Below are 13721 nucleotides of genomic sequence, written 5' to 3'. Positions count from 1 at the left end.
GGTGTGATATGTCAGCGGATAGAGTTATTCCAGTCGGCTTCAAAATAATTCACCAGTGCCTGGGTGTTAAGGTAATTGGGCTGCACTTCCATCGCCTGCATATCGGGCGGAAAGTCAAACATCAGCCTGGTCGTGTAGCCATTGAGAAAGCGGGCCGGCACGCTGTAGTGTTCCGGTGGTGTAAACGGTTGTGCCTTGCTGACCAGCACATAACCCCATTCTCCAAAAGATGGCACATACGCATGGTAAGGCCAGGTGGTAAACCCGGCCGTTTTTAACGTTTCCACAATGCACCAGTAGGCGCGGGGCGCAAAATAGGGTGAGGTGGACTGCACCACCATGTACCCATGGTCGCTTAACGAGCGTGAGAGCTGGCGGTACATCGGTACCGAGTACAGTTTACCCAATGCAAAGTTGGAGGGGTCCGGCAGGTCGACGATAATCAGGTCATAGATCTGCCGGTTGGTTTCGATCCACTTCCCGGCGTCGTCGTTGATCACCTGAACTTTAGGGTTGCTCAGTGACTGCTGGTTCAGCTCAGATAAGTCAGCCGACGTTGTGAACAACTGAGTCATGGCCGGGTCCAGGTCAACCAGCGTAATGCTTTCTACCTGAGGGTATTTGAGTATTTCACGCACGGCCAGCCCGTCGCCGCCACCCAGTACCAGAATGTGCCTGGCTTGCGGCGCTGCTTCCATGGCAGGCAATACCAGCGCTTCGTGATAGCGGTGTTCATCTTTGGAGGAGAACTGCAGGTTGCCGTTCAGAAACAGGCGGGTATCATCTTGCCAGCGGGTAATGACAATGCGCTGGTAAGGGGTTGTGGTGGTATAGACAATCGGGTCGCCAAAATAGGATTGTTCGGCCCAGTAGGTGACCTTGTTGGCAAATACAAAAGCGGTGATGAGCAATGTCAGCACCACTGTGGAGCGGATATGTATTTTCCGGTAGCCAGGCAGTTCCCGGCGGAAAATATGGGTAGCCAGAAAAGCGACTGCGGCATTGAGCACGCCAAACAACAGTGCGGTGCGCGACATGCCCAGCCGCGGCGCCAGTACCAGCGGGAACAGCAACGAAACCGCCAGCGCTCCCAGGTAATCAAATGTCAGCACCTTGCTGACCATTTCCTTGAAGTCCGTTTCGCGCAGATTGAGCACACGCATTACGAGTGGAATTTCCATGCCGACCAGAATGCCGATGATCAGTACCAGTGCATACAGCACGGTGCGAAAAGGTGCGGCAGCCCAGGCAAATACCACAAACAAAAATAAAGCAGACAGGCCGCCAATCAGGCCGACCAGCAACTCTATGTCGATGAACCGGGCGAGTGCGTCTTCGTCTTTGACATATTTGGACAGATGTGCGCCAATGCCCATGGCAAACAGGTAGCTGCCGATGATGGAGGAGAACTGCAAAATGGAGTCCCCCAGCAGGTAGCTGGATAGCGCGCCGGCAATCAGTTCATAAGCCAGTCCGCAGGAGGCAACAATGAAAACGGAAATAATGAGTGTGCGGTTTAACATATGGGATTGCAACCGGGGGCATCAGTGGGCAGATGTGAAAAAAGATGCATAAATGCGGCTGTTTGATACAAAAATGATTTTGAAGCGTTAAAAAATAGTTTACCTTGGCATTCACATGGTATCATCGCCAAAATCCATGAGCGTTTCTGTCATTTCATGTAAGAAAATGCGGTGCAGATCCAGCTTTTGATGTTGCTACAGGATTTTGAAGTGCGAAAGAATTATCGCATTGTATGGCATTGACGTCAGTATTTATCGTTTCGGTTACATGTGAATGCCGGATTGTGAAAAAGAGCAGGACAAACAAAGAGAGAGTTTATGAGTATCACCATTACGCTTAGCCAGTTTTCGTTATATTTGTCGTATATCGGTGCCGGTATTTTGATGATGGCGGTGTTTATCTTCATATATGTCCATATGACGCCGGTCAAGGAGCTGACGCTGATTAAAGAGGGCTGTGTTGCTGCGGCGCTCTCATTTGGTGGCGCGCTGGTCGGGTTCTCTCTGACGCTGGCCTCCAGCATTGCGCACGCAGACAACCTGCTGACGTTCATGGTCTGGGGGGCGTGTTCTGCGGTGGTGCAGTTGCTGGTGTTTTTTGTGATTGCACGCCTGATCCCCAATGCCAGGATGGAACTGGAAGATAACAATGTGGCTGTGGGTACGCTGTTTTGTGTGATATCGCTGGGTATTGGCATTATCAATGCTGCATGCCTGAGCTGAAACGACATTTTTAATTTGAGGATTTGAGAAGGAGTCTGGTATGGGACTGATGAGTTTTATCAAGAAGCAATTTATTGATGTCATCCAGTGGCCTGATCCGCAGGATGAAATTCTGGTGTGGCGCTTTCCCATGCAGGATGAGGAAATTCAGACCGGCGCGCAACTGACGGTGCGTGAGTCGCAGATGGCGCTGTTTGTCGATGAAGGCAAGGTGGCTGATACATTTGGCCCGGGCATGTACAAGCTCAATACGCAAACGCTGCCGATTCTGACGTATCTGAAAAACTGGGACAAGTTTTTTGAGTCTCCGTTTAAATCGGATGTGTATTTCTTCAATACCAAACTGCAGCTTGGTCGTAAATGGGGTACACCACAGCCGATTACCATCCGCGACAAAGAGTTTGGTATTGTCAGTGTGCGTGCTTTCGGCATGTACTCGTACCGCATTACCAACCCGGCTCATTTCTTCAAAGAGATCTCCGGGGTTTGCAGCGAGTACGATGGCAAAACCCTGGAAGGGCAACTGCGCAACCTGGTTATGACGACGTTGAGCAGCCTGTTTGGCGGCTCAGAGATTCCGTTCATTGATATGGCTGCCAATCAGATGGCGCTGTCGCAGAAAATGGCCGAAGCCATGGCGCCGGCATTTGAGTGTTACGGCCTGGAGCTGGATACGTTTGCAGTGGAAAGCATCTCACTGCCCGAAGCGCTGCAAAAAGCCATGGATGAGCGCATTTCCATGGGGATTATTGGCGACATGGGCAAGTACACGCAGTACCAGACCGCTTCCAGTATTCCGCTGGCGGCACAAAATGAAGGCGGCATTGCCGGTATCGGCGCTGGATTGGCTGCCGGTATGAATATGGGGCAGGTCATGTCTACCGCTATGGCGCAGAACATGGCCGTAGGCGCGCAGGCCACGCCGGCTGCCGCAAACCCGGCAGAGCCGGTCGTTGCACCCCGGCAGGAGTCGCCTGATGCCAAGCTGGCCAAGCTGAAAGAGATGCTGGACAAGGGGCTGATCACGCAGCAGGATTATGACGCGACCAAAACAGAAATTCTGAAAAAACTGGTGGGATGATATCGAAAAAAAATATAAATTAGGCTGATTGGTTGGTATGGCTCTGAACGCGGTTTTTTCTTTAAGTTGCCCCAGTTGCGGTGCGACGGTTCCTGTGTATTCGGCAACATCTGCGCTGGTGGTCTGCGAGTATTGCCACAGTACGCTGATCCGTTCAGGTGATGGTGCGGTCGACTCTGGGAAAAAATCGGCGCTGATTGAGAACTTTTCTCCTCTGCAGCTTTATACCAGCGGTACATTTCAGGGCAAAGCGTTTACCATCATCGGGCAACTGCAGATTCAGTACAACCGCGGCTTCTGGAATGAGTGGTATGTGCTTTATGATGACAGCTCATATGGCTGGCTGGCTGATTTCAGTGGTCAGTATGTCATGACCCGCATTGCCAAGCCGCTGAATAAACCGCCGGCGTTCAAAGATATTGTGGCAGGTGTCACGCAGGTGCAGTATGCCCAGTATAGCTTTGTGGCTTCTGACGTGCGGAACGCCACCAGCGTCAAGGCCAATGCGCGGGGTGAGTTGCCGTTTGTACTCAAAGAAGATGAGCTTGTGCTGGGGGCGGATTTCCGGCACCGGCAACTGTTCATGACGCTGGATTACAGCCAGGACCCCAAAACACCTCTGGTATACCATGGCAAAGCGGTCACATTGGAAAACCTGCGCTGTCAGAATCTGCGCTCCAATGAGCAGATCCAGGAAACGGCCGGAAAACTCCGGGGGCAACGCACGGCATTCAAATGCCCCAGCTGCGGCGCCTCTTTAGACTGGTATCCGGGCGTGGCGCAAAATATCATCTGCCCCAGTTGCCACAGCGACATCAACCTGGATGAGAACAAGGCGCAGGTGATGCAGACCTATGAAATGCGCCAGGCTCAAATTGCACAGGCCCCGCTGAAACTGGGTGAGGTGGCGCAGATCAACGGTGTCCAATGGACGCTGATCGGCATGACCAAAATTCAGGAGTTGCTGCCTGATGAAACCCTGGAATACATCCAGGGCCGGCGCAAACATGTACCGATTGAAAGTGCCGACTGGATGGAATATCTGCTTTACCATCCGCAAAAAGGGTTCCTGTGGCTGGTGCAAAGTGAGGGCAAATGGGACATATCCCATGCGCCGGATAGCTGGCCAGAGTTCAACGAGCGGTTGGAGCCGCTGTCAGCAGGAAAACGGCTGACCAAGCTGTACAATTACGGCGGTGAAGTAGCCTATGCGGCAGGTGCTTTCTACTGGCATATTCAGCCTGGTGACATTACTTATTACCAGGATTACCGCTATGACAAAGGCAAGCTGTGCGCGGAGCGGACCCGTGAAGAGTTGAACTGGAGTGTTTCACGGCCTGTCAGTGCAGCGGAGTTGGCGAAATGGTTTGGCCGCCCGGACCTGGAGCAGGTAGCGCTGGCCCGTGGGGCTGGTGCCTCGGGTGGACATATTACCAGTGTGATGATGATCATTTTCATCGTGTTGAACATACCGGCTTTTATGCGCAGCCTGAGTTCGGGCGGACTGATTGGGGTCATCATGGTGACGGTTGTTGTGTATCTCTTGCTGGGGTCTCCTTTTTCAGAAGCGGAAGATGATTAACTGCAAAAAGATGGTGGCGATATGAAAGATTTTCTTATCTGGTATTGCATTACAGTGGTTTTGATTGGTACGGGTATCAACTACTGGGTATCCGGGCCGGATCGCAGTTGGTCTTCGGGCAGCTCCTACAGCAGTGGCCGTAGCGGCAGCATCTGGCATAAATAATGATGGGAGCAACCTTTCCTGCTGTTGGTGAGCATGGGCTGCTCGACCTTTACGGTATTGATGCAGAGTTGGCTTGCGATGAGGGGCTGATTCGGCAGTATTTGCTGGAGGCGGCCCGTTTAGCAGGGGCGACGGTATTGCAGAGCAATTTTCACCATTTTGGACAAAACCTGGGGATCACGGGTGTGTTACTGCTCAGCGAGTCCCATATCAGTATCCATACCTGGCCTGAGCACCAGTTTGCTGCGATTGATATCTTCATGTGTGGTGCGCACCAGATCCACTGTGCCGTGGATTATCTCAAGCAGGCTTTCGGGCCGCAGAGCTTTGTTTTTAATCTGCACCAAAGAGGCAAACCACCGGCCGCATGATGGAATGCCGGACCCTGTGGGGTGCAGAAACGGAAGGCCTTTTGTCGTCAAAACGGAATGCTGCGAATCTGGGCCTTTCACGTGTTTTCAGCAGGTCATGTAAACTACAGCAGATAAAATGTATGCCCAAACCCGGCAGAAGAAATTGAACACCCCTCTGTAATTCTGACGCAACCCATTACAAATGACCTTGGCCTCTCATTCTTTGCAATTAAGCCCGCCGTCTCTGAAGGTTGAGGGGCAGGCCTGCGTGCTTGAGGGGGACTGGGTGGTTGCCGCGTTGCAAAACCGCAAGCAGGTCAACCAGTTACGGCAACAGTTGCTGCAGAAAAAAGCGTCTCAAACCCAATGGGATTTGACCGGAATCTGGCTGGATCATATTGGTGCCCAGTTGTTATGGCAGTGCTGGAGCGGTCAGTTGCCCGAGAAAATTCAACTGGAGCCGGGGCAGGCGGATTTGTTTAAGCGGCTGGAGGCTTTTACCGTATCCCAGGGCGATGAGCTGGCACCACCCGCTCCCCGTAACGGCATACTGGCGAATCTGGGGTATGCATTCTTTCGGCTGATGGAGCACCTGCTGGTGTTTATGCAGTTGTTAGGCCAGTGGGTTCTGGATACCGGGCGGGTTATCAAAAATCCGGCCAAGGCGCCATGGAAGGATTTGTCGGCACAGGTATTGCGCATGGGCGCGCAGGCACTGCCGATTACAGGACTGGTCGGTCTGCTGATTGGTGTGGTGTTTGTGTACTTGCTCTCTAACCTGTTGCGTACTTTTGGCGCCCAGGAATATATTGTGAATTTCATCGGGCTGACCGCCATGCGCGAAATCGGGCCGTTGCTGGCGGCCATTCTGGTGGCGGGGCGCTCCGGCTCTACCATCACAGCCCAGATCGGGGTGATGCGCCTGCGCGAAGAGCTGGATGCCATGCATGTGCTGGGGATTCCGGCGACATATCGTTTGGTCTGGCCCCGGGTTGTGGCATTGGCATTTTCGATGCCGCTGGTTTCCATGTGGACTTCGCTGATGATGATTTTTGGCGGGATGGTGGTTGCCGGAATGTCGATGGATATTTCATACCAGTATTTCCTGCAAAGCCTGCCTGAAGCGGTGTCCATGGGGAACATCTGGATGAATCTGGGCAAGAGCGTTGTGTTTGGCATACTGGTGGCACTGATCGGCTGCCACTATGGGCTGCGGGTGAAGTCAGATACCGAAAGTCTGGGCAATGGCACCACGGCTTCCGTGGTGACGTCCATCACCGCGGTGATTCTGGCGGATGCCGTGTTTGCGATTCTGTGCAGGAATGTGCCGATATGACAGAAGCCCAGCAAAACACCCATGCTGCAGCACCTGCATCATCCTCTTCAGGGCAGGGTGATGATGTGGTGATTGAGGTGAAAGACCTGAAAACCCAGTTTGGCACCGCTGTGATTCACGAGCATGTGAATTTGATTGTCCGGCGCAAGCAGATCGTGGCGCTGGTGGGGGGATCGGGTTCGGGGAAAACGACGCTGCTTAAACAAATGCTTGGGCTGTTGCACCCGAGCGCTGGAACGGTGATGATTCAGGGTAACCCGCCGGATGCGCCGGAATTGCGGCGTGTGGCGGCAGCACGGATTGGTATGCTGTTTCAGCAGGGGGCGTTGTTTTCAACTTTTTCGGTGATTGAAAACATTGCATTCCCGCTGCTGGAACATGGTGCGGTATCGCGTGAAGCAGCATTGCAGAGTGCAGCCGTCAAACTGCAGATGGTCGGGCTTAAAATGACGGATGCCTGGAAACGGCCTTCAGATCTGTCCGGGGGCATGATCAAGCGGGTGGCATTGGCTCGGGCACTGATCATGGATCCGCCGCTGTTGCTGCTGGATGAGCCGACCGCCGGGCTGGACCCGGAAGCTTCTGAGGATTTTGTGGCGCTGCTGGCGTCTATGCACAGGGAAATGGCGTTGACCGTGGTCATGGTGACGCACGACCTGGATACTATTTTTGAAGTGGCAACACACGTGGCGGTGCTGGCAGAAAAAAAGGTATTGATTATGGATGCACCTGAAAAAGTGGTTCAGCTCAAGCATCCGTTTATTGATCACTTTTTTAATGGTGCACGTGGCAAACGTGCGCAGGGGGCCCTGGCAGATCGAAGTGATTTATCCGTGCAGGCCCGGCAAGAGCCAGTGGCGAAGTCAGAACAAGGAGATTTTTAATGGAAAGCAAGGCGCATGCAACCATAGCTGGCGCGTTTGTGGTGATCATGATTGCCATGGTGATCTGTGTTGTGCTCTGGTTTTCAAAGGACAAGACGGTGCGTGTTCCTTATGACATCGTGACCACCAGTTCTGTCAACGGCATTGCACCACAGGCCAGCGTCCAGTTGCAGGGGATCAATGTCGGGGTGGTTGAATCGGTTGAGTTTCTTGCGGACCAACCGAATAAAGTCCGTATTCGGATGCAGATTGATGAACAGGCGCCAATTACCCGCTCAACATATGCTGTATTCAATTACCGGGGGGTGACGGGGCTGGTATATATTGAGTTGATGAATGACCTGAAATCGCCAACGGATCAGCGTGGCCAGCCGCTTTATACAGATGATACCTCCGGGGTGCCGCAGATTCCGCTGCAGGCCAATACACTGCAAAGCTTTGCGGAAACAGCACAGGGAGTGCTGACCCAGGCAGAAGACACATTAAAGAATCTGAACAGCTGGTTATCAAAAGACAATGAACAGACGCTGTTCAGTGCAGTTGAGAGTATTGGGCAGGCGGCAGACCAGGTTTCACAATTGAGCCGGACGCTGGATACCAAGATGGACCGGGTGATGACCGACGCGAGCAGCACGCTGAGCGAGGTCAGAAGTCTGGCACATAATGCCGATAAAATGGTTTCCGGACTGGTGGCGCCAGGTGGGGCCATTGAAAACATTGTGGCAGGGACGCAGGCGTTGGCAGGCGCGGCAGATCATTTGAATGCCGTGACGCTGCCGCGTATTGATCAGGCAGCCCGCAGTGCTGACCGGATGTTTTCGTCTTTGAAGCGGTTTTTACAGCGGCTTGACGGACAGCCGCAGTCTTTGATTTTTGGCTATGGGCAGCCCCGGCCGGGCCCTGGAGAAGCAGGGTTTGAATCACCTTACTCATCACAAAGAGGAAATCCATGAGCCGTTATTTCTTGAATCTGTCTCGAGTGTTTTTCCTGCTGGCAATGGCCGCCATTGTGGGGGCGTGTGCGCCCATTGGCCCCCGGGGGCCGGAGCCGGTTCAGTATGATCTGGGGGTGTGGACGCCTGCGTCTGTAACAGCTACACCTCCTTCTGCGCAGCAGGATGTGATTGTGATTCCGGAGATTGATGCACGCGGCGTGATTGATGGGCAGAGGATTGTGTATCGTTTTGCACAGGCGCAGTCGTATGAACCCAGGGTTTATAACGAGTCCCGGTGGGCACAGCCCCCGGCGGAAATGCTGCGGATCAGGTTGCAGCAGCAGTTGGGGCTGCATTATCCGGTGGTTCTGTATGGCGAGTGGTCCGGTAAAGAAGGCTGGATATTGCTGCTGACGCTGGAGGATTTTTCACAGCACTTTACCAGTGAGCAGCATAGTGCCGGGGTAGTTCAGTTGCGTGCGACTTTGCTGCGCAATGGCGAAGTTCTGGAGCAAAAGCTTTTTCATGTGGAGCAGGTGGCCGGCTCGGCTAACGCCGCTGGTGCGGTGCAGGCGCTGGCTCAGGCCTCAGACATTGTGGTGCAGCAGGTGTCACAATGGGTTGAAGGCCGGATTCGAAAATGAAGGTGACGTGTACGGAATCAGATCGGTACAGCGAAACCGGGTACTCTGCTCCTTTTTAAAGGAAAGTGTGTTTTGGCATACATCATGATGGCCTTAAAGGATTGATGCGGTATGTTGTGGCAGATGCAGCAGTACTGGCGCAGGCAGCGGGCTCGCCGTCATTGGATGATCTTTGTGGCTGGGCTGCTGGTGCTGACCATAGGTTTATCCCTGATGAACGGGTTGGGCCGGGTGGATCGCCTTTTGGCCGATCTGAGTGCGCGGCTGGATGGGCGCAGAGTGTCGTCCGATATTGTGATTGTTGCCATTGATGACGACAGCATTGCAGAATTTGCGAAATCTGCCGGATTGGGGTTTGGCCGCTGGCCGTGGCCAAGGCAAACACATGCGGTGTTGCTGAGCCGTTTGCATGAGGCTGGCGCCAAAGTTGTCGGGCTGGATATTTTTATGCCGGAAGAGGAGCGCATGGACCCTCTGGCAGATACCGTACTTGCGTCTTCCATCCGGCAAAATAATCCGGTTGTGCTGCCGATATCCACATACCAGCCTGCCGGAGGTGATGGCTGGATAGAGGTTTTGAAGCCTGCCGGAGAGTTGGCCGATAGTGCTGAGCAACTGGCGCATATTAACTTAATCCCGGACCCTGATGGCATTGCCCGCAGTATTAATCTGCGTGAAGGGCGGGATGGTGCTGCGGGTGGTATCTGGAACCATATGGCATTGGCGATGTGGGAACTGGGGCAGCAGAAAAAAGGTCAGCAATATCTGATTCCAGGTGTCAGGGCGTCGCGGAATGTTATTGATGCAATCAAAAAACTTGAAAGTGAAGGGCCTGACGGACATGTGATTGGCCGGGAGTGGCTGCAGGATTACCACATGCTGATTCCTTATGCAGGCCCTCCGGGCAGTTATCAGCGGTATTCGTATATTGATGTGTATGAGGGCAAAGTCGGGGCAGAACAGTTAAGTGGCAAATACGTTCTGGTGGGTGGAACGGCGCTGGGACTGGGGGATACATTTGCAACGCCCATGTCCAGCACCGATGCGCTGATGCCGGGGGTGGAGATCATTGCCAATGTGCTGGATGGTTTGTTGCAGAATGTGCACCGGTATCCGGCTCCGCTGTGGGGCAATATCATTTTTAATCTGATTCCTGTTTTGCTGGCAATCCCGTTGTTTTATCTGGGGCAGCCCCGCACGGTGTTGAGCGGAATCGTATTGCTGATGCTGCTGGACCTGATCTGCATGTGGCTGTTGCGGCGGTTTGCCTCTATTCAGGTGTTGCCCGCCGCCTCTCTGGTTTGTCTGATGCTGGCGTATCCGCTATGGAGCTGGCGCAGGCTGGAACTGGCCATGCAGCAGATCATGGCGGAATTTTCCCGTATGCGCAGGGAAAACGGATTTTTCCGCGATCCACAACATGTTTACGGAGACCGTCTGGAGAGGAATTTACAGGCTTTTGAAAGTGCGGCATGGCAACTGAGGGAGTTGCAGCAGATGGTTCGCCAAAGCCTGGATGAACTGCCGTATGTCATGCTGGTCACTGATGCGAGTGGGCAGGTGATTTTGTCAAATACAGAAGCCCGCAGGCTGTTTCGGGTGAATCCGCCACTACCGACCATGGCGTTTGAGCCGGCACTAGGAGGAGAGGAGTTCTTTGGGGATACGGAGGTGCAGGCGCATCATTTATCGGCATTGTTGTCATCTCATTTCCTCAGAAGCCTGTTACAACAGTATGAGCAAAGTGCATATGCAAAAGCGTTAATTGACTTTATGGCAGAGGATTCCTCTGTACTTCAGGCTGGATGGGTTGAGGTGAACGATGGCAAGACGGGGGCACCTTATCTGTTGAAAATAGTGCCCCGGGTGATGACCATTGAACGTTCGCAAGGATGGCTTGTGACGCTGGTGAACCTGTCTGGCGGACAGCGCTCTGAAATACAAAGAGATCAGGTGTTGCGCTACCTGCAGGAAAATGTGTGTGAGCAGTTAATTGGTTTAGAGAAAAATACGGAATCGCACCGTTGTGAAAAGTGGGTACGGCAGAGCCTTGCGGATTTGGTCATGCAGGTGCGGGGATTTTTGGATTTTGAGTACGCCCAGACATCGATTTATATCAGCGAGAAACTGGATTTATCAGAGCTGCTGCTGCATGAGCTTGCCCGTGTTTGTGCAGAACAGGATCTGCCATGGGATTTGTCTCAAATACCGCTGACGGAAAGCCTGATGATGAAAGGGGACCCGCAGATTTTGAGCAAGGCGTTGCATACGGTTGTTTCATTGCTGGTTTGCATCAGCGGGGGCGGGAAAATGCCCGTGATCAAGGTCAAGCAGCGGCAGGATTTTGGGGCAGCGCAGAAAATGGTGCGGCATAAACAGGTCTATCTGATATTCCCGGTGACAGATATTTCCGCTTATGAGCAGAAAAAGCATATTTTTAAGCAGCCGGTACCACAAGAGACTTTGCCTGCCGAAATTGAGCCCGAGACGCTGCAGTGGTGGGCGGTGAATGTGACCATGACGCGCCATGCCGGCACTGTCAGGGTGGAGCAAACGGAGCGCTCAATCGGGGTGATGATTGAGTTTATGGTCTGATCGTGTTTGGGGTTCAAGGCCGATGGAAACACCCAAGGCTGTGGCGGCGCTAGGCCCCAAGCGCGCATGGGGTGCGAAACGGTACATGCATTGCCACAGCAAAATGCGCTTAAATCTGCGTATCCGGTGATGTAAATGGCGGCATTGCGCCTCTTTTCTTGCGCAGTGCCCGCAGATCACGGGACATTCTTCTTTCATGCAATGCAATCAGCAGCCCCCATTTTTTCTGAGAGTTCCAGTGGTGTTCAATCAGGCTGAGGTAGCCCAGTTCTTTCCATCGCTCTATCACGGTAGGAGATAACTGGTTGAACTTGGTGCGGCTGATCGTGCTGAATCCACTCACCGTCAGCGTGGTGTTGTCATCAAAGTGGATTTTGATGGACTTTTCACTCAGCAGTTTATTGGCCCGCATGGCCGCCAAGAATGAAGAAGTAGCCACCTGATCGCGTTTCAGGGTGGACTGCAACGCAATAATTTGTGTGACAACCGGTGTTACCGAACCATCCTGCTCGAACAGCGGGGTTGCGTCCGGGTTGTTTTGCATCGGTACCAGCAAAGGTGTCGATGTGTCGATTGCCAACAGCGTTTTGTTATGAGACATAGAGTCCTGATCTTCCGGGATCGGGACGCTGTCAGAAAATACGCCTTCAGTCCGTTGCTCCTGTAACACGATCGAGCCAAACGGGTAAAGCCGGATGTAGTTGGGTTGATAAAGGCCGGTACGCCATACGTCTTTGTGGCTCAGCGCCAGATTGATGTGGGGCAGAAGGCCAAGCACGACATAAGGATGCTGCTTGTCATCATCCATAAAAACAATCGGCAGATGAGCACTGATCTGGGCAAACTCTGATACGCCAATCGGAGCAGAATTCACATTGCGATAGAAGGCGTATTGTGTATCCGGTCGCAGCAGTCCATAACGCCAGTAACGGTCATAAGTTAAAGGCTCAAACTTCTGCAGCAGTCTGGTCGGGCCTAATCTGCTAGCGTTGCTCGCATCAGGTAAAGAGGACGTTGTGGCCATAATTTGCTGTCAGTAAATTATTGTAGTGATCGGTTCTATGGATAAAGTAAACTCATCCCTGAAATTTTTATTTAGACAACGTTACAGTGTAAATCAGAATCTCCGGGAAAATATATTCTGGACCCTTTATATATCCGCGAAAACAACATTTATCACAAAAACGTGAAAAAATTCCATTTTAAAATGGCTTAAAAACGGATATTTATAATGTATATCATAAATTGTATGTATAGGCAATAAAGGTGGAGTGTGAGGCGTTTGATGTAAATAAACGCGAACAATAGCCGATATTGGGCAGGATTAGGTAATTGGCTGACAGTCCCGGCAATATTGAAAGTGAAAATCAACGATTTTTAAATCCGTATCGTGAGCTGAATATTTCAGCATCCGATAAAACGTGTAGAAACTTTTGATACGCCCTGTTATCTAAAAAACTGCTAACGCGTTATGGGGTGTGTACATGGTCAATGCAAGTCCGGTACACTATGGTTGTTGACCGATGGGTCTATACAGAATTCAACAGGAGATAGGTAATGGGTACTGAAAATACGGCTAAAGTCGCTGAAGAGCTGCAGAACTTGGCGCAAGACTTGAAAGAAGTGCTGGAAGAGGAAGCGCTGGCTGGCAATGCCAAAGTGAAGGTATTGCGTGCGCGTGTAGAAAACCAGTTGCATGATATTCGTGAATCTGCTGTCGATGCAGCCAGAGAAGCGGCATACCGTGCTAAACGTGCAGCACGTGCTGCCGATGAGTATGCACACGAAGAGCCCTGGCGCATTGTTGGTGCGGCTGTGGCTGTGGGGATGGCAATCGGATTTTTGCTCGGACGCCGTTAAAAAACCTGAGCAGATGCATTGCAAAGGCAGTAGATGTGAA

At 52.4% G+C, this 13721-nt stretch carries 13 protein-coding genes; 11 read left to right on the top strand and 2 right to left on the bottom strand.

Annotation, left to right across the window (positions count from 1 at the left end; translation table 11 throughout):
- Window positions 1-11: 11 nt before the first annotated feature.
- Complete coding sequence (locus AACY98_RS11525) at window positions 12-1523, bottom strand: polyamine aminopropyltransferase (RefSeq protein ID WP_339805147.1); 1512 nt, start codon at window positions 1521-1523, stop codon at window positions 12-14.
- A 318-nt stretch (window positions 1524-1841) separates the two neighbouring features.
- Between AACY98_RS11525 and AACY98_RS11520 the strand changes: the two genes are divergently transcribed.
- The 10 genes from AACY98_RS11520 to AACY98_RS11475 all read left to right on the top strand — a co-directional run bounded on the left by AACY98_RS11520 (window position 1842) and on the right by AACY98_RS11475 (window position 11821).
- A complete protein-coding gene (locus AACY98_RS11520) occupies window positions 1842-2246 on the top strand; it encodes a DUF350 domain-containing protein (RefSeq protein ID WP_204250873.1) in 405 nt (134 codons plus the stop codon).
- Between the two features lie 40 nt (window positions 2247-2286).
- Window positions 2287-3327 (top strand): SPFH domain-containing protein, encoded by a 1041-nt coding sequence (locus AACY98_RS11515; RefSeq protein WP_339805144.1) that lies wholly within the window; start codon window positions 2287-2289, stop codon window positions 3325-3327.
- A 37-nt stretch (window positions 3328-3364) separates the two neighbouring features.
- Window positions 3365-4909, top strand: coding sequence for a DUF4178 domain-containing protein (locus AACY98_RS11510; protein ID WP_339805142.1), 1545 nt, complete (start codon window positions 3365-3367; stop codon window positions 4907-4909).
- Window positions 4910-4930: 21 nt separating this feature from the next.
- Complete coding sequence (locus AACY98_RS11505; RefSeq protein ID WP_339805140.1) at window positions 4931-5074, top strand: hypothetical protein; 144 nt, start codon at window positions 4931-4933, stop codon at window positions 5072-5074.
- Window positions 5074-5445, top strand: coding sequence for an adenosylmethionine decarboxylase (gene speD / locus AACY98_RS11500; RefSeq protein ID WP_339805138.1), 372 nt, complete (start codon window positions 5074-5076; stop codon window positions 5443-5445). Before AACY98_RS11505 ends, speD begins: the two co-directional genes overlap by 1 nt.
- Before the next feature lie 184 nt (window positions 5446-5629).
- Window positions 5630-6763, top strand: coding sequence for an MlaE family ABC transporter permease (locus AACY98_RS11495; protein ID WP_339805136.1), 1134 nt, complete (start codon window positions 5630-5632; stop codon window positions 6761-6763).
- Window positions 6760-7647, top strand: coding sequence for an ABC transporter ATP-binding protein (locus tag AACY98_RS11490; protein ID WP_339805134.1), 888 nt, complete (start codon window positions 6760-6762; stop codon window positions 7645-7647). The genes AACY98_RS11495 and AACY98_RS11490 overlap by 4 nt, the downstream gene beginning before the upstream one ends.
- Window positions 7647-8600: an MlaD family protein gene (locus tag AACY98_RS11485; RefSeq protein ID WP_339805132.1), complete on the top strand. Its 954-nt coding sequence runs from the start codon at window positions 7647-7649 to the stop codon at window positions 8598-8600. Before AACY98_RS11490 ends, AACY98_RS11485 begins: the two co-directional genes overlap by 1 nt.
- On the top strand, window positions 8597-9226 hold the full coding sequence (locus AACY98_RS11480; RefSeq protein WP_339805130.1) for an ABC-type transport auxiliary lipoprotein family protein: 630 nt from the start codon (window positions 8597-8599) through the stop codon (window positions 9224-9226). Before AACY98_RS11485 ends, AACY98_RS11480 begins: the two co-directional genes overlap by 4 nt.
- A gap of 111 nt (window positions 9227-9337) precedes the next feature.
- Window positions 9338-11821, top strand: coding sequence for a CHASE2 domain-containing protein (locus tag AACY98_RS11475; protein ID WP_339805128.1), 2484 nt, complete (start codon window positions 9338-9340; stop codon window positions 11819-11821).
- Window positions 11822-11930: 109 nt separating this feature from the next.
- On the opposite strand, the gene AACY98_RS11470 is transcribed toward AACY98_RS11475, so the two are convergent.
- Window positions 11931-12845, bottom strand: coding sequence for a SapC family protein (locus AACY98_RS11470; RefSeq protein WP_126980210.1), 915 nt, complete (start codon window positions 12843-12845; stop codon window positions 11931-11933).
- A gap of 533 nt (window positions 12846-13378) precedes the next feature.
- Here AACY98_RS11470 and AACY98_RS11465 point away from each other — a divergent pair.
- A complete protein-coding gene (locus AACY98_RS11465; protein WP_126980211.1) occupies window positions 13379-13681 on the top strand; it encodes a DUF883 family protein in 303 nt (100 codons plus the stop codon).
- Window positions 13682-13721 lie beyond the last annotated feature (40 nt).

Origin of the sequence: Saezia sanguinis (assembly GCF_963921665.1) — a bacterium.
In the GTDB taxonomy this organism is placed as follows: domain Bacteria; phylum Pseudomonadota; class Gammaproteobacteria; order Burkholderiales; family Burkholderiaceae_C; genus Saezia; species Saezia sanguinis.
Note: the sequence above shows the minus strand (reverse complement) of the source record. Positions and strands in the feature narration are given on the sequence as shown.

What these genes read in the sequence shown, in the direction of transcription:
- AACY98_RS11525 (WP_339805147.1), bottom strand. Translation starts at nt 1,523, where the DNA reads ATGTTAAACCGCACACTCATTATTTCCGTTTTCATTGTTGCCTCCTGC.
- AACY98_RS11520 (WP_204250873.1), top strand. Translation starts at nt 1,842, where the DNA reads ATGAGTATCACCATTACGCTTAGCCAGTTTTCGTTATATTTGTCGTAT.
- AACY98_RS11515 (WP_339805144.1), top strand. Translation starts at nt 2,287, where the DNA reads ATGGGACTGATGAGTTTTATCAAGAAGCAATTTATTGATGTCATCCAG.
- AACY98_RS11510 (WP_339805142.1), top strand. Translation starts at nt 3,365, where the DNA reads ATGGCTCTGAACGCGGTTTTTTCTTTAAGTTGCCCCAGTTGCGGTGCG.
- AACY98_RS11505 (WP_339805140.1), top strand. Translation starts at nt 4,931, where the DNA reads ATGAAAGATTTTCTTATCTGGTATTGCATTACAGTGGTTTTGATTGGT.
- speD (WP_339805138.1), top strand. Translation starts at nt 5,074, where the DNA reads ATGATGGGAGCAACCTTTCCTGCTGTTGGTGAGCATGGGCTGCTCGAC.
- AACY98_RS11495 (WP_339805136.1), top strand. Translation starts at nt 5,630, where the DNA reads ATGACCTTGGCCTCTCATTCTTTGCAATTAAGCCCGCCGTCTCTGAAG.
- AACY98_RS11490 (WP_339805134.1), top strand. Translation starts at nt 6,760, where the DNA reads ATGACAGAAGCCCAGCAAAACACCCATGCTGCAGCACCTGCATCATCC.
- AACY98_RS11485 (WP_339805132.1), top strand. Translation starts at nt 7,647, where the DNA reads ATGGAAAGCAAGGCGCATGCAACCATAGCTGGCGCGTTTGTGGTGATC.
- AACY98_RS11480 (WP_339805130.1), top strand. Translation starts at nt 8,597, where the DNA reads ATGAGCCGTTATTTCTTGAATCTGTCTCGAGTGTTTTTCCTGCTGGCA.
- AACY98_RS11475 (WP_339805128.1), top strand. Translation starts at nt 9,338, where the DNA reads ATGTTGTGGCAGATGCAGCAGTACTGGCGCAGGCAGCGGGCTCGCCGT.
- AACY98_RS11470 (WP_126980210.1), bottom strand. Translation starts at nt 12,845, where the DNA reads ATGGCCACAACGTCCTCTTTACCTGATGCGAGCAACGCTAGCAGATTA.
- AACY98_RS11465 (WP_126980211.1), top strand. Translation starts at nt 13,379, where the DNA reads ATGGGTACTGAAAATACGGCTAAAGTCGCTGAAGAGCTGCAGAACTTG.